The sequence below is a fragment of the Dolichospermum sp. DET69 genome, from assembly GCA_017355425.1.
In the GTDB taxonomy this organism is placed as follows: domain Bacteria; phylum Cyanobacteriota; class Cyanobacteriia; order Cyanobacteriales; family Nostocaceae; genus Dolichospermum.
In genome coordinates this window covers 3,977,417-3,997,878 of sequence record CP070233.1, presented here as the reverse complement: position 1 = coordinate 3,997,878, position 20,462 = coordinate 3,977,417, and the positions used below count along the sequence as shown (strand labels likewise).

Below are 20,462 nucleotides of genomic sequence, written 5' to 3'. Positions count from 1 at the left end.
AGGTATCTATAATTGAAGTTACAACACAACTTTTAAAGCTTGCTTAATAATATCTATATAATCCTCTACTTGATAAAGCCGATAGGCAATTTGATCAATTTGATTTTTAATTTCAGTTTGTCTGAGTAAAACTGTTTCTAAGTCTGATCTACCAACTTCTTGCTCAACTCTTTTTTCAATTACTTCTAAAGCACGAAGATTACTAAATCTATCTTGATCATATCTATTTACTTTCAGAACATCAAAAGTAATATTAACTAAGTTTCCTATTTCGCTTGATAATTTTCTTTTACGACGGAAAGATGAATCAAATTCAGTTAAATAAATTAATCTTGCTAACATATATCTCCGTAGATGAGGGTTACGAATCTTAACATTAGCTATTTCTATCCATTTCCTATCCCCTTCTTGCCAATCTTCGTCATCAGTCACTTCTCCCCAAATAGCATATCCATTTGTATTTGGTTCAATCCTTAATTCTAGTAAATGTCCTTCTTGATTTGCATTGGGACTTTCCCATTCAATATCAACAGCATAATCACTAGATAATTTATGATATTCATTTAATGATACTTCTTTATGAGGAATCGCGGAAGTTTTAGACTGGTAAGTTGTGACAATTTGATAGCGACTTTGCCAAATATCATGAGCTTCTCGACTTAACCTAGCTAACTCTTGATAGTCAGAATTATTTTCTTCATTAAATTGGGGAATTGGTAAATCACCAACTTGATTTTCAAAATACTCAAACATTCCTTTTCCCGTTAGTTTTCCAATTCCACCCAATGCACGATAGCGAAACTCTAAAACTTTGGAGTTGAGTAAAGAACAAATACAAAAAAGAATATTAACATCAATATTTTCACCTTTTACATAAGCAGCCACATCACTTTTGAAACCAAAAATTCCATATTCATCAATAAAAAATTTATTAGCATTAGCTCTACGAGGAAATAGAATTTTTGCATCTCTCATCCCATAGCGTGGACGATGAAGATGAAACCATTGATAATGACTGGTTTTATTTTTGTAAACATCTCTATTTTCTAATTCCAACTGATTTTGCTGTAAATATTTTTGTACAGATAGAGGCAATTCTTCCCATTCAGTTTGATGAGTATAATATAAAATTTGTGTTTCTGGTGGTTCACAACCATAGGAAATAATAGAAGAAATAGAAACTCGTTGTAAGTAATAATTATCTGGAAACTTGTTTATAAATTCTCCTTCAAATATAGCATCACGTCCTGTAGTGATACCTTCTGTATAATGTACAGAATCCATTTCTCTTAGTTTTATACCTTGAGAATCAATGATTGCAAAAATTTCATTATATGGAGATATTTGCCAACGATGATCATTTAAGTTAGCTTGTGTAATATCTACCTGAGTTACACCTTGGGTTAAACTTAAAGAACAATCATCACTTACAAAATTTTCTTTAACAGCATCAATATCTAATACATAAAAAGCCGTAAAAGTATCTTCTGGTTGGGGAGTTTTTCTTTGAAATTCAAGAATGCAGGTAGCAATTCCCGCTTTAAAGACTTGATAACCTAAGAAATCAATAATATTAATTATTTTCGTGTTTTTACAAATAAAGTCTCGTAAACTTCTAGATTTATCACCTTGAATAAAGGCGCGAGAAATGATAAAACTTAAATAACCATCTTCTTTTAAAATCTCCCACCCTTGACGGAAGAAATAAAATAGAATATCAGTCTTATCGGTGTAAATATCAGAATAAGCATATTTTAACCATTTCAATTCTAATGCACCTCTACCAAAGGTTGAGTCAACATTAAAATAAGGAGGATTACCGATGATCACACAAAAGCCTCTTTCTGATTGTGGTAATCTTGGATCAAAAATATGCGAAAACTCAACCTCCCAATTAAATGGACGTTTTATAATCACTTCTTCTTGAGCAGTAGCTAAACTCATCAATTCAGACTTAACTCTTGCTAATTCAGCAGATGTCCAATTTTCTAAGGTTTTTTCAATATTAGTATCTTCTGTAATTAATTCTCGAATTAGTTCTATTTCTTCTGCTTCAGCTTCTCTATTTTTAATTAAATAAACTACAGAATTGATACTTTCATCACTAGCAAAAAAAGCAGTTAAAACAGCATTTATTTCTTGATTAATTACTGCAATTTCAGTCTCTAAATTGCTAACTGCTTGATTTATTTCGATTTCAGTTTGGCTAGTATCTCTAGCAATTTTAGCTAAATCTGCGACTATTGATAATTGCTCAGAAAAAGGTGCTAAATTAGCAGGACTATGAATTAAGCTATCTCCCACGCGAATATTTAAAGTCAGTGCTGGTAAGTGAGAATAGATAGAACCATTGCGTCTACCATATTCTCCTGGACGCGCACGTAATAATCTTGTCCATAGTGATAATTTTGCTAATAATACTGCTTGGGGATCTCGATCTACTCCATGCAGCATTTTTACTAGAATTTGTTCTTCAGGATTAATAATTGATTGTACTGATACATGAGTAAATAAATCAAAGTTATCGGGAATTTTAGTTGTTTGACAAGCTTGATTATAACGTTTAATTTCTGTTAATAAATAATCAAATGCACCTAATAAAAATGAACCTGAACCACAAGCAGGATCAAGAACTGTAATTTCTAAGACTGATTTTGCTACTATGTATGCTTGTTGTAATTCACCTATTTCTAGTAATTGAATAGCTTGATCAATTTTAGGTTTAACTAATGGCTGTAAAGTTTGATTAACAATCCTCTGAACTATATAGTTAGGAGTATAAAAAATCCCTTCTTTTTTGCGAGTTTTTTGATTTTCTAAGATTTGGATAACATCGTTAACAACAATCAATTGATGAGCGAGAAATTGTTCATAAGCTGTCCCTAATATATCCTGTGTTAAAGTTGTAAAATCATAGTTATAAATTGAGCGGTAATTAGCTAATGTTCCTGTAATGGCATAAAGTATACCTTCCTGTGGCACTGCATTAATAACAATGATAGATTCTAAATATTCAACATCAATCATTAATTCATCAATCCAAGAAGGTTGAAATAATTCGGTATTATAATCCACCCATATACTCCGAAAAGCCTGTCTTAATTGTTCAATAAATGGCAAATTTGGAAACATTTGTTGCCAGTTATAATAAACTCTACCAAGATAATTAAATGGCATTTCCCGACTAAATGTTTCTAATAACCTAATTAATAAAAAACGATTTAAAATAATTTGTGCAGCTTCACGAATTTTGTCTTCTTTTAAATTTGGTTGAGATTTTTTAATGCCATTGGCAATAATAACACGCCAAATTTTTAAATCTGCGAGAAATTTTGTTCCTAATTCTTCCCTAGTATTTTCACTATAAAATGCTTCTAACCGATTACTAGATAAATTTTCACGACTCAGGCAAGTATATAATCTACTGACAAGATCAGGATCATTTTTTAGTTGATCTATTGTAAATGACCAAAAAGGTCTTCTATCCTGTAATCTTAAAATGTGCCATTCTCGAAAATTAGATAAAACAATCCAAACTACAGGGTCTTGTGTGCCGATATCTAAACTATAATTTCTGATGTAATCTAAAACTTGTACTGCATTTGTTTCCCATATATTTTTATCCCATAAACTTTTGGCTTCAAACATCAATTTTGGATGTTTTCCCACTTCAGGACGGAGTAAATAATCTACCCACGTGGTAGTACCAATTAAACTACGAATTGCACCTTCTAATGTCCGATATTCTGCGGTATAACCAAGAGCATCTAAAAAAGGTACAATCAGACTATTTTTTGTATTTTCTTCTGGTTTCCCACTACGAGATGAACCCAGCATTTGTTCTGCTGTTGTTATTAAATTAGTAATATGTTGCCGGAATTGTGATAGTGACATTTACCTACTGGTGGATGAATTATGATCTATCATAGTTGGTTTGTTCTACTTTTTGTCAACCATTAAAAAAATTTACAAATTCCCTAGTTGCTTCCTTGCTGCTGCTAAGATTAACCGTTGTTCAGCACGAGCGATCGCTTGATAAGTCCTTTCTACAGCTTCCGGTTCTACAGAAATAGAAGTGATCCCCCATGCAATTAATTGATCAATTATTTCTGGATAAAGCACCGGGGCTTGACCACAGATAGAACAGGGAATACCCCCAGATTGAGCCATTTTAATTAATTGAGCGATCGCTGCCATGACTGCGGGATGACTTTCATCAAATATTGTCCCTAGTTTTCCCTGTTCTCGATCTATTCCTAATAGTAATTGAGTTAAATCATTTGTGCCTATGGAAATACCTGCCACACCAGCTTTAATATATTCAGGTAAGAGAAATAATACACTAGGAACTTCTGCCATTATCCACAATTGAAACTGGGATATTTGCGTTAACCCAGCTTGCTCAACTTTATGACGACAAAAGATAAATTCTTCAACACTGCGAACAAAAGGTAATAACAAATTAATATTTCTATACCCAGATGCTTGAACTATCGCTAAAGCTTGTAATTCCAATTCAAAAACTGCCGGATTTTTCATATAATTAAAAACACCTCTTTCACCAAGAATTGATGATGTCTCTGTACTCAATGATGGTAAATTGTATGATAGATAATCTAAAGAGCGATAAAAAATAGGTCTAGGTGAAAAAGCGCGAGCAAACTGCTTAATTTGTTCAGATAATAACTCTAATAATTCCGCCTGATTGCCTTCTATTATCCATTCTCGAGGATGTTTTCCCTCCAGAATATTTAACATCATCAATTCTGAACGTAATAATCCTACTCCATCTACAGGCAAATATTGTACTTGTTCAATTAATCGCTCTTGACTCAAATTTACGAGTAACTTAGTTGCAATTATTGGTAGATTAGTAGGCTGATAATTAACGTTTTTTTCCTGATTAATTAATCCTTCCATCTCCTCACTAGAAAACTTTTCCCCATCTTCTGTGAGACGATAGACTTCTCCCTTATCCCCATCTAGTAATAATTTTTCACCTGTTTGTAAAAGAGTGGTTGCACCAGTGGCACTCACAACCGCAGGAATGCCTAACTCCCTGGCTAAAATTGCCCCGTGGCTAGTTAATCCCCCTTGTTCTGTAATAATGCCAGCAACTCCTTGTAGTAAAGGTAAGCAATCAGGAGTAATCACTGATGCGATGAGAATTACTCCTTTGGGAACTTGTATTGGTTTTTGTGATGAACTAAGAATATAGGTATTAGCAATAATTCTGCCTCTGGCTGCCCCAATACCTTGAATAAATTGGACATTCTTGTTTAGAGGTTGGGGAACAGTGACTTCTGTAATATAGAGTTTGGTGGACAAGGATTCTTGGGCAATTGTCCATTTCATTGTTAAATTTGTCCCCAGTTCACCGACTACTTGATTCCCCAGAGTAATTAATTCTTGTAAATATTCTTCTGGTAAAGCATATTCTTGTTGTTGAGATTCTTCCAAAAGATAAGCTAGTAAAAAATTAGTATCTAATGTTGGTTGTAGTTGTTGGGCAGAGAAAGCAGTGTCATGATTAAGACGATAGGCCAACATTTTATTACCCAATTGTCGTTCTGTTACCACCCCAGTTTTTGGTTCTATGTAGTAAACATCTGGTAATACTTCACCGTTGGTAATTGCTAATCCTAAACCCCAAGTAGCTTCAATATCCCATCCCGATGATTTAGTATTGATTATACCGGAAGCGATCGCATTATTAACTGGTTGTACTAATACCCCTAAATTAATTGTGGGCAGACTAATACCCACACTCCGCCAATATAGTAAACTTCTAGCCCGGAATAACTGACTCCAAAGTAATTTTAAAGCTTTGCCTATTTCCTCTTCTTCGCAAGGACAATATACCGACTCTAATAACCCAGATATATTTTTCATCTCTTGGTTAGTTGATATTGCCAGACTCGGACGCAAAATTAAACTGCTTCTTTGCCATTGTCTCGCTGCTTGAAAAATTGTCCTTACCCAATGAGGTGGCACAGTGGCTGAGATAATTTCCTGACGTAAGCGGCCAGCTACCTGTTGAAGTTGTCGCCAATTATTGACATCTAAATGTAGGGAAGAATGGGGCAAATCAGCAATTAGTGACTCCGAACTATTGAGAGTTTCTAGAAATTGCCGCAAAACATCTGCCTCTACGACAAAACCCGGTAGAACAGGATAGCCACTTTGTTTAATTTTGCTTAAGTAAAACGCCTGAACGCCAACCCTGGCGCGGTCTTGTAATTTAATTTGGTCAAGCCAATAGAGTTTATCCACTCAATTTATAGCAGGGAACAGGGAACAGAGTTGATAGTCTTTTTACCCCACCCTAACCCTCCTCCCCGATGTATTGGTGAGGGAACTTGATTTTCCGGTTTCCCCCTTTTACAAGGGGGGATTAAGGGGGGTAAAAAATCACAACGGATTACTTTTAAAATATCCTCTTATTGACACTCTCACTGGCTAAAGCCAGTGAGATTCTTGGTTCAACGAGTCCACTTAACTTAGAACCCTTGCGGTATCTAAGCCAGAGGTGGTTCTCTCCCCAAACGTTAACTTTCCCTCTGCCCGAAGGTAGTTGCATTACTGCAAATTTTGATTGAGTTTAAATTCTGTGTCGTCTAGCTCCCATGAAGATTTTACCTATTCGGAGGGCAGTCACTAGAACTATGGAATAGAACCCCATATCTTCAGTTGTCAAGGTACAGAAAAGCCGTTAGGCAGTTAGGTTTTTATACAGGTTGATTACCATTCCTGTTGTGAACAGTATAACACCATTGAGAGCAAAGATAACAAAACTTCGCGCACCTCAACCAATCTTCATGAAAAGAAAGACTCTATGCGCTTTATTACCGCACTAGTCGCTTATATCTCAGGTCTAAAGACACTGAGCTTTACGCTTACCGGATGCTCTTGTAATATGGTTTATAAATTTCACAAAATTGGATTATTCCCAATATTTATTCTGACTTGTTAAATAATAATTATTACATACTTTTTGTTATTATATTAGCAGTTACTATAGACAATACGCCCAATTTTATTTCTAATTTCACAAATTCCGCTGTCAAATTATTTAACACCATCAGAAATTGATAAACTTTTATTATGTTGCCAGCAGTGACTGGTTAAACACGGGGTTTCGTCTGTGTTTCGCTGCATTGATTGGAGCTATAATTGGCTTAGAACGACAACTAAAAAACAAACCGGCAGGTTTGAGAACCCATATGTTAGTAAGTTTGGGTTCATCTGTGTTTACACTCATCACTATTCAAGTGGGTGGTACAGAACTCAGTGCTGATTCTCTTAGTCGTGTAGTTCAAGGTATTGCGGCTGGAGTTGGGTTTTTGGGCGCTGGGGAAATTTTGCGTGAATCTTCCCAAACATCAAAATCACCAGAAATTCATGGTTTGACTTCTGCTGCTGCAATTTGGGTATCCGCTGCTTTGGGAATTGCTGCTGGGTGCGGTTTATGGCAATTGGGATTAATGGGCGCTGTTCTAACTGTAATCATTCTACACATTTTTAAAAGATTAGAAAAATTTTATTAGTCAGTTGTTAGTTGTCAGTTGTTAGTTAATCAGAAGGAAGAAGAAGATTACCCAATTGTCAATTATCTATTTTCCCTGCATTTACATATAAAATCTGGGAAGATTTCAACCATTGAGCATCAAAAGCACTCAAATGAGTGGTAGTAATTAAGGTTTGAAATCGGTCTTTAATAGCATCAAGTAATTGATTTTGGCGGGATGGATCTAATTCGGCTAAAACATCATCTAATAATAGTAAAGGTGGTTCATTAATCACTTCTTCAATTAATTGTAATTCTGCTAATTTCAAAGCTAAAACTAATGTTCTTTGCTGACCTTGAGAACCATATTGACGGGCAGGAGTTTGATTAATAATTAATTCTACTTCATCGCGGTGTGGTCCGACTAAAGTTATCCCTCGATGTAATTCTGCAATTTCTCTCTGTTGTAGTTTAGCAAAAAAAGCCGTTTGTAATTCTTGAGGAGAAGTTTTTTCTAAGGGAATATTAGGAGCATAATTGATTTGCAGAACTTCGGATGCTCCACTAATACTAGCGTGCCATGCAGAAGCTATGGGGGATAATCTTTTAATAGCTCTATCTCTTCTGATAATTACCCTTATACCAGCAGTTACTAATTGTGCATCCCAAATAGTTAATTCTGATTGTAGAGATTTTTTCTGTGTATTTACATAAAGTTTTAAAAAAGCATTGCGTTGGCGTAGAATTTGGTGATATTGATGCAAAATGTGAGCATAAACTGGTTCTAATTGAATTAAGAGTGTATCTAGCCAGTTGCGACGAATTTCAGGACTACCACGCACCAATTCTAAATCCAAGCTAGAAAACTCCACAGCATTGAGAACCCCCAGAAAATCCATTTGTCTGGGGACTGTAACGCCATTTATAGCCACGCTGCGACGAGAATGACGACGGAGGGTGAGAGTTAAATCGCTATGGCTATGAATCCGGTCTAGGGTGCCATGAATTTGGGCTGTAGATTCACCTTCCTTAATTAAATCACGATCGCGTGCCATGCGGTGCGATCGCAATGTTGCCAATAACTCCACAGCCTCTAACAAGTTCGATTTTCCTTGAGCATTATTACCAACTAAAATTGTTTTAGCAGCGGTAAATTCAACTTTTTGGTTTTGGTAATTCCGAAATTGTTTGAGGTGTAGAGTTTTTAAGTACATAATGGCTGAAGATTCAAAATCCCCGACTTTTATAATAAGTTATTCTTGAGATGAGAAACCTCTTGGGATCATCCCAATTTTGCAGAAATAAACTGGCGATTAGAAATCACGGCTATACAAACAAAGTCCGCCTACGCGGACTAGGGAAATTTAAAACCCACGCAGGTGGGTTTTGCCTGTGTAGCCGTGACTTCCAGTCGCCTGGATTCTTTTGGCAATTTTTCGGGAGATGAGAAAATTTTTTTAAGATCCTGTTACCAAACTTACTTGGTACTTTTCAGAATCGCTTTTCATACATATAAAGTCATTTAATGGGTCGTATGTATCAAAATTCCTGAGATTTTCCTCTTTATTTATATCATTCTCCAAATAAGCTAAGGCTAATGTGGAAGTAGCATAAATATTTCCATGCTGTTTGAAAGCTTGGACTAATTCAGATTCGGGAGGATAGTCTTTTAATAAATGTTCAGCGAGATACCCTGTGACAATTATTCCTTTCAAACCCGTTTCTTTGTACCCTTCCTTAGCGATCATCAACGATATACTATCACCATCGAGATGAGATAAATTATCGTAATCCTCAAAAAACGGGCAAAAAACTTTCATAAGATTTTTGACAGGATTTTTAACTTTCCCGTAGTTGGGATCTTGCTGTTTTCTCCGTTTGGATTCACCCATGATATCTATCTCCTAATTAGGGTTTGCTGAATAAGTTATCTGTGAAGGCAGGGAACAGGGAACACCGGAACAGATAAGAAACACTCATTTACTGAGTTTAGAGCTTCAGTCAAGAAAAAGATGTTTTTAAAAGATGCGTAGCACGAAAAAAAACAGTTTCATTATTTCAATCTCATATTTTTAAACTTAAACATGAGTTTTTTCTGTTAGAAAGTTGCCTGTTCCCTCTGAAATCCTGTTAATTTGCAAGTCCTGATTCTGACAATTTACCAATTAAACAGTTTTTTTGCCCATAAAGCGGAAGAAAATCTTTTCTCCTTCAATCCAAACAAACATTAAAGCACTAAATCCAATACAAATTCCTAATTCTGAAAGACTGAGTTCATGAGTACCAAAGAAAGATCGCAGGGGAGGAACGTAAATTAACATCAACTGCAAAATTGTGGTGACAACTACAGATCCTAAAACAAAGGGATTAGATAAAGGATTCATTTCAATAGTAAGTCTATTATTGGAACGAATAGCGATCGCATGACCCATTTGTGCCAGACATAATGAAGTAAATACCATTGTTTTCCAAGTATCTGGATGTCCCTGATACCCAACTGCATGAGAATGTTTGTAAGCCCATTCCATGAGAATAATTGTAATGATGGCAAAAACAATCCCAATGCGAATCATGTAAGAACCTAATCCCCTGGCAAAAATACTTTCACGGGGACTGAAAGGGGGACGCTCCATGACATCAGGCTCTGGTGGTTCTACAGCTAATGCTAAAGCTGGTAAACCGTCTGTGACTAAATTCATCCAAAGAATTTGCAAAGGAGTCAGGGGAACGCCTCCCAATCCTAATAATGGTGCAGCCGCAATGGTGAGAACTTCACCAATATTACTGCCCAAGATGTATTTAATAAAGCGGCGAATATTGGTATAAACAACTCTACCTTCTTTAGTTGCTGCAACTATCGTGGCAAAGTTGTCATCTAGGAGAATCATGTCGCTGGCTTCTTTGCTCACATCTGTGCCTGTGATGCCCATAGCGATGCCTATATCAGCTTGCTTGAGGGCAGGAGCATCATTCACACCATCCCCTGTCATTGCCACAAATCGCCCGCGACGTTGCAATGCTTGAACGATTCTTAATTTGTGTTCAGGGGAGACTCTGGCGTAAATACTAACTAAATCTACCTGTTCTTCTAATTCTTGGTCACTGAGCAGTTGCAATTCCTTACCAGTGAGGACTCTATCACCTGCTTGGGCAATTCCCAAATCAATAGCGATCGCTTGAGCAGTTAATTGATGGTCGCCAGTAATCATTACCGGACGAATACCAGCATGACGACATTCTTGCACAGCCGCCCTAACTTCAGGACGAGGTGCATCTAACATTCCCACCAATCCCAACCAGACTAAATCAGTCTCAGATGTATCATGAGAACCATCTGGGGGAACTTCAGATAGAGGTTTATAGGCAAAACCTAATACCCGTAAACCCTTACTTGCTAGTTGGTCATTAGCTACCTGAATTTGGCTACGGTGTTCTTCGTTGATAGGAACTGCATGATTACCCAAATGGATTTTTGTACATCTTTCCAAGGTTAACTCTGGTGAACCCTTGGTAAACATCAGGTATTTTTGGTGAGATTCTGCAAAACCAGCAATGGCTGGGTCAATAGTTGAGAAGGAAGAGTCACCCGTAGCCACAGCTTCCAATTGACAAATCACACTCATGCGTTTGCGTTCTGAGGAAAAGGGAAATTCCGAAACGCGAGGTAATTTACTACTCCATTGGTCTTGTTCAATGCCGGCTTTTCCTGCCAAAGTGACTAAAGCCCCTTCTGTCGGGTCGCCTAAAATTGCCCATTCTCCTTGTTGTTGTTGCAGAACCGCATCATTACAAACTGCACAGGGAACAAGCAAGGCGGAAATTTCTGGACATTCTTCTAAACTGGCTTTTTCACCATTTAACTGAAAATCGCCCATGGGAGCATAACCTTCTCCCGTGACCCGAAAGGTAGAATTATTAGTGTAGACAGACTGCACCACCATTTTATTTTGGGTCAGTGTCCCGGTTTTATCAGAACAAATAGTAGTTACAGAACCGAGAGTTTCCACCGCTGGGAGCTTGCGAATTAAGGCATTATGTTTTACCATGCGCTGAGTTCCCAAGGCTAGGGTAACGGTGATTACAGCCGGTAAACCTTCAGGAACTACCGCCACCGCCATACTTAAAGAAACTTCTACTAGTTCTTGTAAGTTCTTCCAGCCTATTCCCTGAGTCAAATCATGGATAAGTCCACCACCCACAACTATGGCTACAAGAATTAAAGAACCAGTAACGAGAACGTTACCCAGTTGGGTCATGCGTTGCTGTAAAGGTGTAGGTTCAGTTTCTACAGACTGCAACATGGCGGCAATTTTGCCTAATTCCGTCCGCATTCCCGTGTTAGTCACCAGCACTTTTGCCCGGCCTTGGACAACTTCTGTGCCTTGAAAAACTGAGTTCAGGCGATCGCCTAATGGTGCATCTTCTGGTAATGTAAGTATGGCTTGCTTATTGACAGCCTCAGCTTCGCCTGTGAGGGCTGATTCTCGCACTTGTAAATTAGACTGTTCTATTAAGCGACCATCAGCAGCTATTTGCACCCCAGCTTCCAGCAGCATCACATCCCCTGGTACTAGTTCCTTAGCTGCTATATCCCCCAGTTTACCGTCACGAAGGACTCGGACTGAGGGAGAAGATAATTTTTTTAGGGCTGCTAACGCTTTCTCAGCACGGCTTTCTTGCACATAGCCCAAAATACCATTGAGGATAACTATGGCCATAATGGCAATTGTGTCTTTAAATGGCACTTCACCGGGTTTCAATGTCCCCCCAGTCAAAGCCAGCAAATCCAACAAACCAGAAATCAGGGCAACGGCAATCAGCATCAATAACATGATATTGGTAAACTGATCTAGCAGAATTTGCCAAGGGCTACGACCACCATGTTCTTCGAGTTCATTGAGGCCATGTTTCTGGCGACGCTGTTCAACTTCTTGGGAGGTTAATCCGCTGTTTGCGTCACTATCAAGCATTTCTAGAGCTTTATCAACTGCCAAGCCATGCCAGAGGTTGGTAGCTTCAGGTAAAGAATGAGCAGACATCGTGTAGGTTACAGGAAATGGTTACAAAACTCGATCATAATTTAGTGATGGACAAAAATGTGGAATTAGTCAGTTGTCAGTTGCCAGTTGTTAATTATAGCAATCACATTAATCATTGTCTGAACTGTGATTTTGAGGATTTTTAGGATTTTTGTGCTTAATTGTCTAAACAGGTTGACTAATCATGGCAATCACATTAATCATTGTCTGAACTGTGATTTTCAGGATTTTTAGGATTTTTGTGCTTAATTGTCTAAACAGGTTGACTAATCATGGCAATCACATTAATCATTGTCTGAACTGTGATTTTGAGGATTTTTAGGATTTTTGTGCTTAATTGTCTAAACAGGTTGACTAATCATGGCAATCACATTAATCATCGTCTGAACTGTGATTTTGAGGATTTTTGTGATTAATGGTCTAAACAACAAGTTAACTAATCATCTAAATCACATTAATCACACAAATCATAGTTCAGACTGTTTCACGTTAATAACTAATGATTCATGACCAATATGCTCAATAATATGAGTTTTTCACTACCCAGTTTAACGGTGAGCCAGATGTTTGGGCAAAAAATAATCAGACCATTTACTGCTGCCACCCTGTATGGTATTACTTTCATTGAAGATAGACTTATTGCTATTGATACGGTCAAAGGTCATCTATTAGAAATTGACCCCCTTAGCGATAACAGTAAAATTATCAATCCCCACCAAGTCCGCGAATTTCAAGAAGTTACAGGTTTAGCGGTGTGGCAGGATAATCTCTGGGTAACTCGTGGTAATAGTGTATATCTGTGCAAACTGGCATCTTTAGGTTTGGAGCATTTTATAACTTTACCTTATGAGGCTGATGGTGTTGCTGTTTGGGAATCTACAGTTTATGTCAGTTGTCAAAGACTTGGCTATATTTTGATTTTTGACCGTGATACTCGCAAGGAAATCACTAGATTTTATGCCCCTGGTGTCGGTATAGAAAATTTGGCAGTTAGCAAAGATACTCTGTGGGTATGCGATCGCACGGAACAAACAGTTTACTCTATGGATAGAGCCACTGGAGAAGTTCGTTTTAGTGTTCTCACTCCTTTTGATTCTCCTACAGGTATTGCCGTTCATGGACAAGATGACACAGGTAAAGATCGGATTTATGTCGCGTACTCCAGTGAAGAACCCTATATCCGAGATAATCCCAACGCTGATCCTTGTTTTGAATTAACCTACCGCGATCGCACCTTTATTCATTCCCTACAATATCATTACCAAGAGGATAAACGCTACGCCCTCTCTAATGGCTATTTGATAGAAATGTCCTATCTTGAGGAAATTTCCCCCCTTGATGAAGTTTATTTAGCCAATATAGAATGGCGCATTGCTTTACCCTCAGAAACAGAACGGCAAAAAGTCAAACAAGTTGAACCCATTGGTTTACCTTTCACAGAAGAAATCATTGAGGGACAAAGAGTAGCCGTCTTTAAATTTGATACCCTCGCCCCCGGTGAACGTCATGTATTTGGCTGGAAAGCACTCGTAGAAGTACGCGGTATTAAACATCGTATCACGCCCAAAGATGTAGAAAAATTGCCAGAACTGTCACCAGAATTAAAAACCCGCTATCTGGTAGATGATGATGATTTAGCAATGGATACTGATATTGTTATCCGTGCAGCCCGCGCCGCAGTTGGTTCGGAAACTAACCTATTACGGAAAATGTACAGTATCCGCAACTACGTCTACGATCAATTATCTTATGCCATCAAGCCCCATATTGATTCACCCGATATAGCTTTAGAGCGGGGTACTGGTTCTTGTGGCGAATATGTAGGTGTATTACTGGCACTATGTCGCCTTAATGGTATTCCTTGTCGCACTGTCGGTAGATATAAATGTCCAGTTTATGCCGAACATCAGGGAGTTCCTCTCCAACCCGATTTTAATCATGTTTGGTTAGAATTTTATATTCCTGGAATTGGTTGGTTACCAATGGAATCTAATCCTGATGATCTTGAAGAAGGTGGTCCATATCCCACACGGTTCTTTATGGGCTTATGTTGGTATCATATCGAGATTGGTAAAGGTATAACCTTTGAAACTCTCAGCAGAGACGGAATCCGCTTAACTAAAGAAGAGATTTCACTGGGTGACTTGGCTATTAACCATATTCGATTTACGATTCTGAAAGAATTACCACCTTTTTAACGGATGTAGGTTGGGTTGACGCTCATGTTACCCAACATTTTTTAATATTATTAACCCTATTATTGGGTTTATCTCTCCAACATCGTGCATTTAGAGAAGAATTTTGATTATATATTTTCTATATTCCTACTCTAACAACTCCATAACTTCTTGCAAAACATCAGCAATATCGGGCTTTTCACAAGCAATTACATCATCAAAAAGATGTTTATGGTGAGGAAAACTAGATAAATTAGGAAAATGAGGCGTACTATCGTAGCGAAAAATTAAATTATTTTGTCCATCCTGAAAATGATAGCGGTAATCAATGTATTTTATTTGATTATTTACTACCACTAAAATTTCACTGATTGCTAGTAAATATCTCAGAGAAAACCGGATTTTAACACGGATATTAGCCCTATATTCTGTTAAAATAACCGCACTAAATTCTTCAACATAAATATTAGAAGAATTGAGTAAAAGTTGTTCAACTTTATCCAAATAGGCTTGAATAATATTAGGCGACATTTCTCAGCTTACTCTCTAAATTTTGATGTAAAGCTAAATAATGTTGATAGTTTCCTGACCATTCAACAAATACCTCATCATCAGAAGTTATTCCTTGAGTATACTTATCAAAAAAATCCTCTGAACTCATTTGGTACTTGATTTCATAAACATTTAATTGTTTAGCAAGAGCAACAAGAGCATCTAATTCAGAGGTATATTCGATGATTTGTTTACGCATCCAGTTATACCTTTAATTTTATTAACTTATATCTATCATATTTTATAGTGGTGTATCTCACCAGCAATTCTCATTTGGAAACGATTTTCCGCCGTTTCAGCGAAATGCTTACAGCAGCGCTAGTTCTACGCTATCCCAAAATTTGTTACGAATTGTAAACCCCTCTGACTGCAAGAGTTTAAATGTCATGAAACCTTAAAATGAGAATTGCTGGCAAAAAACAAAAGATTTTCTATTCTACATTTACCCAAAAATCTGCGGTTTTAATTTGTCCGTTGCGGTTGAATTGCATCCACATTTTATATGTTCCTGATTTGGGAAATTTTGTATGAAATTCGATTTTTCCATCTGTAGTATTTTTAAGTGCGTGAGCGTGGATATAATCAGATGATGTGAGGGGAGATGAACTTTTGATAATTACTAAATGTCCTTTTTCTCCCAAATAGGATTGTAAGTCTTTAATTGGTTGATTTTTATTGTCTTTTAAATCAAAAATTAAGGTTACTTCTTGACCAGCTTTAATATTTTTTTCAGAAATATTCAGATTGACTTTAGTATCTGAGATAGTTTTAGTTTTGGTGAACTTTTCCAGATTTTTTGGTAAGGGAACTAAACCAGGAATTGTGATCTTCATTAATGAAACAATTTCCTTACTTCCAGCAGGTTTATAATCACTGAAAAGCGTATAATTACCGGATTCGGGAAAATTTGCAGTTACTTCAAAGCGGTCATTTTCTTTGTATTCTGGATGAATATGAGCAAAAGATCGTAAATCATCACTAACAATAATTAAGTGCATGATTTTCTCCTGGAAAATTTCAAATTTATTCACAGGTTTTCCAGTAGCGTCCTGAATATCAATAACTAAGTTAATCGGTTGATTTGGTGCTAAACTTTTCGGAGCAGTTAATTTAACCTTGGTAGTTATTTGTGAATTATTTCCATGATTCATCTGTTCCATAGAATGTCCATCATGTCCATTCATAGAATTTCCATCATGATTCATCATCATACTAGGTGAAACTTGTGTTTCAGTAGATTTAGTATTTGATGAACAACCAGGAGCAATTAATAAAGTTGTAGTCAAGAAAATTCCTGCAAAAAGACGCTGCATAATTATTTTGTTCCTTATTAAGAAAGGGGTATTACGGTAATTTGGAAAAAAATATCCTATTTACTTTTTCACCTTTAATATCGCCATGAAATTGATGTGAAAAACCTATCTATCAATAGGAAGATACAATTAATACACCACTGGGAAGATGCGATCGCTCTTGTTGTTTTCTAAGATAAGGACAGTAGGGCTAAATTGTCTGATTGGTAAACTCAAGAAAATCAGCGGTGTTGTAAAAATGGCTATTCAACAACTCAACTTACAGCAACTTAACTCACAAATACAGGAATGTATTCAAAATTGTTTAGACTGTCACAGTATCTGCTTGAATACAGTGTCTACATACTGCATCCATCAAAATGGTATGCACAGTGAACCCGCTCATATTCGTCTCATGCTAGACTGCGCCGAAATTTGTGAAACCAGCGCTAACTTTATGCTGAGAGGTTCTGAGCTTCATCTACGTAGCTGCGATTTTTGTGCAGAAGTTTGCGATAGATGTGCTAAAAACTGTGATCGATTTGGTAATGATTCTCAAATGAGAGCTTGTTCTGAGATGTGTCGTCGCTGTGCAGAAGGCTGTCGTCAAATGGCTTTAGCAATGGCATAGGTAAGAATAATTTAGTAGTGATACCACTATTATAAGAATAAGCTTTTTGTTAATTTTTCCCCTAAATTTATTTAGAGGACTCCACAAAAAAGATGAACTAATCTTGTGGGATGGGTATCTTGCCCGTCCCGATGTTATTAGCAAGCAAGAATGCCTGCACCACAAAAAATTTTGGGCTATTTTTTATTTGGAAGTCTCTTAGGGGTTTGTAACTTGTAATTTATCGTCGAGCTTTTGTCATTGCTCCATTACTGATAATATCTTTTTTTTCTGGATTAGGTAATAAAGCCATATCAATCAAAGGTAATTTGATAATTACGGTTGTTCCTTGATTTAAACCTAAACTCTCTAAGGTAATTTTACCACCCATAAGTTCAATTAAATTCCGAGAAATTGCTAAACCCAATCCCGTTCCTTCAAACTTGCGGGTAGTTGTGCCATCAATCATGACAAAAGGACGAAATAGTTTACTTTGTTCTCCAGGATCAATACCAATTCCTGTATCTTTAATAGAAATTAAAGCATAAGGCTGATAATTATTTAAGCTAATGTTTGTAGTAATTTGAATACTGCCTTCATCGGTAAATTTAGTAGCATTACTAATAATATTAATTAAAACTTGTTTAAGTTTAAGAGAATCAGATTTTATGGGAATAGGCTTATCACCTATATCACAAATTAATTGCAGTCCTTTATATTGGACATTAACTGATTGTAAATTGATTACCTCTAATAATAGTTGACGCAAATCTAAAGGGACTGTAGTTACGGAAAGTTTACCAGCTTCTATTTTAGAAATATCTAGTAAATCATTAATGATTCCTAACAAGTGAATTGCTGTATCATCAGCTTTTTTTAGAAATTCTAATTCTTCTTCTCTATTATCACATAAATCATCACGCACCAAACGCACACAATTAATAATGATATTCAATGGGTTTCTTAATTCATGGGAAGTTGTGGCTAAAAATTGACTTTTCATCTGGTTGGCTGATTTAGCTTCTTTCCAAGCAATTTCTAATTCTTCAGCCCAATCTTTTAGTCTTTCTACCATTTGATCTAATGCTTGTGCTAGTTGGTTAAATTCCCGAATTTTGAAGTTGCGGGGAATAGGTTGTGCTGCGTGGTGACTATGAAGATTAACAGCATAATCGCGGAGTTCTTCCACAGGCCCTGCTAAGTAAGGAACTAAATAAAATGAGGCTAATAAACTTGCACCAATTAAACCAACTGTTAAAACAATTAGAATTAGTTTAATTTCTTCTAAACCAAATAGGGCATTTTCTACAGTTGTAACTGCTAGGACAATCCATCTTTGTGATGGTTTTGTGGTGATAGGTTTAGTAGTCGCTGTAAAACCTGTAACTAGTTCTTGTCCTTCTATAAATGATAAATTGCTGGAATTGTTACTTCCACCCAAAGCATTTTTAACTATGGCTTGTATTCTTTTTGCATCAGAATAATTTTTAATATTAGTCCCAATTCTTTCTGGTAATGGATGCGCTAAAACTCTACCATCTTCAGCAATAACTACTAAAAAACCCGTTAAGGAGCCTGGATGATTGGGATTTTGTTGATACAATGTGGTTTTAATGCTTAATCGGTAAGCTAAATTACCACGTTGATTAGTAACAGGAATTGATAAAAACAACTGGAGTTGATTTTGTTTGTCTCTTTTACCAGTTTTTCCAGATTGAGATGGTAATATAAATTGAATATCAACATCATCGTTGTTAGGAGATAAGCCTGATGGAGTAATTTCTTGAACACCACAATTACTGGCAATTATTTCACCTTTTTTAATTCTGGTAAATTGTAGACAATCAATTTGGGTTGGTAGTTGTTTTTTTAGCTGTTTAAGAAATTGTTCAATTTGGATAGGTGAACCAGACTGAATTATTTTTGTTTGACTAGCTGTAATTAAATTAGAGCGTAAAGCTGCAATATCATCACTAATTTTTTCTCCTTTGTTAACTGCACTTTCTGTTAAATTTTGTCGAGCCGTATTTAACAAACTAGAACGAGCTTTATTCAGCGCGACCATTTCTCCTACCAATAAAACTGGGACAAATACTAGCAGTATTCTTGTTACTAAAATTTGCCGAAATGACGATTGACGAGATTTAGCCATTATTTGTCCCACTTCGCATCTTTAAACTACAATAACAAAGATATGAAATTTCATTAGCTAAAAGAGACATTTTATTAGTTGATGATAAGTTGACTATTAATATAATGTTCTCAGTGAGAAAAGAGATAACAGGTAAGAATTAAAAATTTAAAAAGCCTTCCGCTAATGATTAGCTTATGGAGTTATTAATCTGGCATAAAAGTAAACATGATATCCGAAAATTCATAAAATGGAGGTTAAATAGTGACTGCTGTTGCATATTAATATTAATGGTGTAAAATTCCCCAACATGATCTTATAGCTATAGATTTTTCAAAAATCTATAGCCTAACAAAAAATATCAAAGCAACCCAATGACACAACATCGTCCTCATACCACAGTAGTTTTAGCCATGAGTGTTGATGGCAAGATAGCAGATTTTAGGCGATCGCCTGCTCGATTTGGCTCAGTGGCTGATAAAATACACCTGGAGAAACAAATTGCTGCATCTGATGCCGTTTTATTTGGTGCTGGTACTCTTCGTGCCTACGGTACAACAATGACCATATCAAAGACAATACTCATGCAACAAAGAAAAATAGCAAATCAGCACCCCCAACCAGTTCATATAGTGATTTCCCGTTCAGGCAATCTGAATCCGGACATTAAATTTTTTCAACAATCGGTTAGACGGTGGTTACTTACAACCTCTCTGGGAGCTTATTTTTGGCAAGAAAGATCAGAATTTGAGCAAGTTTTAGTATTTGAAACTCCTGAAAAAGAAATTGACATTTTGGCTGCTTTAAAACATTTAGCAAGTTTACAAATTACCCGTTTGGCTATTTTGGGAGGAGGAGAATTAGTGGCATCTTTCCTAGAATCTGATTTAATTGATGAAATCTGGCTGACTATTTGTCCACTGATTTTAGGTAGTAGTGTCGCCCCTTCACCTGTGGAAGGAACAGGATTTTTAGCTGATCTTGCTCCTAAGTTACAATTATTAGAAGTATCCACGGTTGAGCAAGAAGTATTTTTACACTATAGGATAATTAGTAGGGGCGCAGGGCCTGCGCCCCAGAATAAGTCAGTCCGCCCCAGAATAAGTCAGTCCGCCCCAGAATAAGTCAGTCCGCCCCAGAATAAGTCAGAAGTA

12 protein-coding genes and 1 pseudogene are annotated in these 20,462 nt (G+C 36.6%); 4 read left to right on the top strand and 9 right to left on the bottom strand.

The features are described 5' to 3' along the window. Positions 1–18 precede the first annotated feature (18 nt). Complete coding sequence (locus EZY12_18230; protein QSX66709.1) at positions 19–3,894, bottom strand: Eco57I restriction-modification methylase domain-containing protein; 3,876 nt, start codon at positions 3,892–3,894, stop codon at positions 19–21. Positions 3,895–3,966: 72 nt separating this feature from the next. After that, on the bottom strand, positions 3,967–6,273 hold the full coding sequence (locus tag EZY12_18225; protein ID QSX66708.1) for a phosphoenolpyruvate synthase: 2,307 nt from the start codon (positions 6,271–6,273) through the stop codon (positions 3,967–3,969). A gap of 815 nt (positions 6,274–7,088) precedes the next feature. Between EZY12_18225 and EZY12_18220 the strand changes: the two genes are divergently transcribed. After that, a complete protein-coding gene (locus tag EZY12_18220; GenBank protein ID QSX66707.1) occupies positions 7,089–7,547 on the top strand; it encodes an MgtC/SapB family protein in 459 nt (152 codons plus the stop codon). Positions 7,548–7,605: 58 nt separating this feature from the next. Here the strand turns inward: EZY12_18220 and recF are convergent, their stop codons facing one another. The 3 genes from recF to EZY12_18205 form a co-directional block, all read right to left on the bottom strand. After that, positions 7,606–8,721, bottom strand: coding sequence for a DNA replication/repair protein RecF (gene recF / locus EZY12_18215; protein QSX66706.1), 1,116 nt, complete (start codon positions 8,719–8,721; stop codon positions 7,606–7,608). 243 nt (positions 8,722–8,964) lie between these two features. Beyond that, entirely contained in the window at positions 8,965–9,399 is a 435-nt protein-coding gene (locus EZY12_18210; protein ID QSX66705.1) for a hypothetical protein, read from the bottom strand. Positions 9,400–9,672: 273 nt separating this feature from the next. Beyond that, a complete protein-coding gene (locus tag EZY12_18205; protein ID QSX66704.1) occupies positions 9,673–12,546 on the bottom strand; it encodes a cation-transporting P-type ATPase in 2,874 nt (957 codons plus the stop codon). A gap of 527 nt (positions 12,547–13,073) precedes the next feature. Here EZY12_18205 and EZY12_18200 point away from each other — a divergent pair. Continuing rightward, positions 13,074–14,744, top strand: a complete 1,671-nt coding sequence (locus tag EZY12_18200; GenBank protein ID QSX66703.1) for a transglutaminase — start codon at positions 13,074–13,076, stop codon at positions 14,742–14,744. Between the two features lie 126 nt (positions 14,745–14,870). Here EZY12_18200 and EZY12_18195 read toward each other — a convergent pair whose 3' ends face one another. From EZY12_18195 to EZY12_18185, 3 genes are all read right to left on the bottom strand, one after another. Beyond that, the gene (locus EZY12_18195; protein QSX66702.1) at positions 14,871–15,254 is read right to left on the bottom strand and encodes a hypothetical protein; all 384 of its coding nucleotides are present in this window, start codon (positions 15,252–15,254) and stop codon (positions 14,871–14,873) included. Further along, on the bottom strand, positions 15,244–15,474 hold the full coding sequence (locus EZY12_18190) for a hypothetical protein (GenBank protein QSX66701.1): 231 nt from the start codon (positions 15,472–15,474) through the stop codon (positions 15,244–15,246). Before EZY12_18190 ends, EZY12_18195 begins: the two co-directional genes overlap by 11 nt. A 232-nt stretch (positions 15,475–15,706) precedes the next feature. Beyond that, positions 15,707–16,588, bottom strand: coding sequence for a hypothetical protein (locus EZY12_18185; GenBank protein ID QSX66700.1), 882 nt, complete (start codon positions 16,586–16,588; stop codon positions 15,707–15,709). Positions 16,589–16,826: 238 nt separating this feature from the next. Here EZY12_18185 and EZY12_18180 point away from each other — a divergent pair, with 238 nt between their 5' ends. Beyond that, the gene (locus EZY12_18180; protein QSX66699.1) at positions 16,827–17,198 is read left to right on the top strand and encodes a four-helix bundle copper-binding protein; all 372 of its coding nucleotides are present in this window, start codon (positions 16,827–16,829) and stop codon (positions 17,196–17,198) included. Between the two features lie 220 nt (positions 17,199–17,418). Here EZY12_18180 and EZY12_18175 read toward each other — a convergent pair whose 3' ends face one another. Further along, positions 17,419–19,329, bottom strand: a complete 1,911-nt coding sequence (locus EZY12_18175) for a two-component sensor histidine kinase (GenBank protein QSX66698.1) — start codon at positions 19,327–19,329, stop codon at positions 17,419–17,421. A 353-nt stretch (positions 19,330–19,682) separates the two neighbouring features. On the opposite strand from EZY12_18175, the pseudogene EZY12_18170 reads away from it, so the two are divergent. After that, positions 19,683–20,357, top strand: a pseudogene (locus tag EZY12_18170) (RibD family protein). Positions 20,358–20,462 lie beyond the last annotated feature (105 nt).

Bases quoted from the DNA above. Each gene is read 5' to 3' on its own strand.
- EZY12_18180 (QSX66699.1), top strand. From the start codon at position 16,827: ATGGCTATTCAACAACTCAACTTACAGCAACTTAACTCACAAATACAG.
- recF (QSX66706.1), bottom strand. From the start codon at position 8,721: ATGTACTTAAAAACTCTACACCTCAAACAATTTCGGAATTACCAAAAC.
- EZY12_18210 (QSX66705.1), bottom strand. From the start codon at position 9,399: ATGGGTGAATCCAAACGGAGAAAACAGCAAGATCCCAACTACGGGAAA.
- EZY12_18230 (QSX66709.1), bottom strand. From the start codon at position 3,894: ATGTCACTATCACAATTCCGGCAACATATTACTAATTTAATAACAACA.
- EZY12_18195 (QSX66702.1), bottom strand. From the start codon at position 15,254: ATGTCGCCTAATATTATTCAAGCCTATTTGGATAAAGTTGAACAACTT.
- EZY12_18190 (QSX66701.1), bottom strand. From the start codon at position 15,474: ATGCGTAAACAAATCATCGAATATACCTCTGAATTAGATGCTCTTGTT.
- EZY12_18175 (QSX66698.1), bottom strand. From the start codon at position 19,329: ATGGCTAAATCTCGTCAATCGTCATTTCGGCAAATTTTAGTAACAAGA.
- EZY12_18185 (QSX66700.1), bottom strand. From the start codon at position 16,588: ATGCAGCGTCTTTTTGCAGGAATTTTCTTGACTACAACTTTATTAATT.
- EZY12_18200 (QSX66703.1), top strand. From the start codon at position 13,074: ATGAGTTTTTCACTACCCAGTTTAACGGTGAGCCAGATGTTTGGGCAA.
- EZY12_18205 (QSX66704.1), bottom strand. From the start codon at position 12,546: ATGTCTGCTCATTCTTTACCTGAAGCTACCAACCTCTGGCATGGCTTG.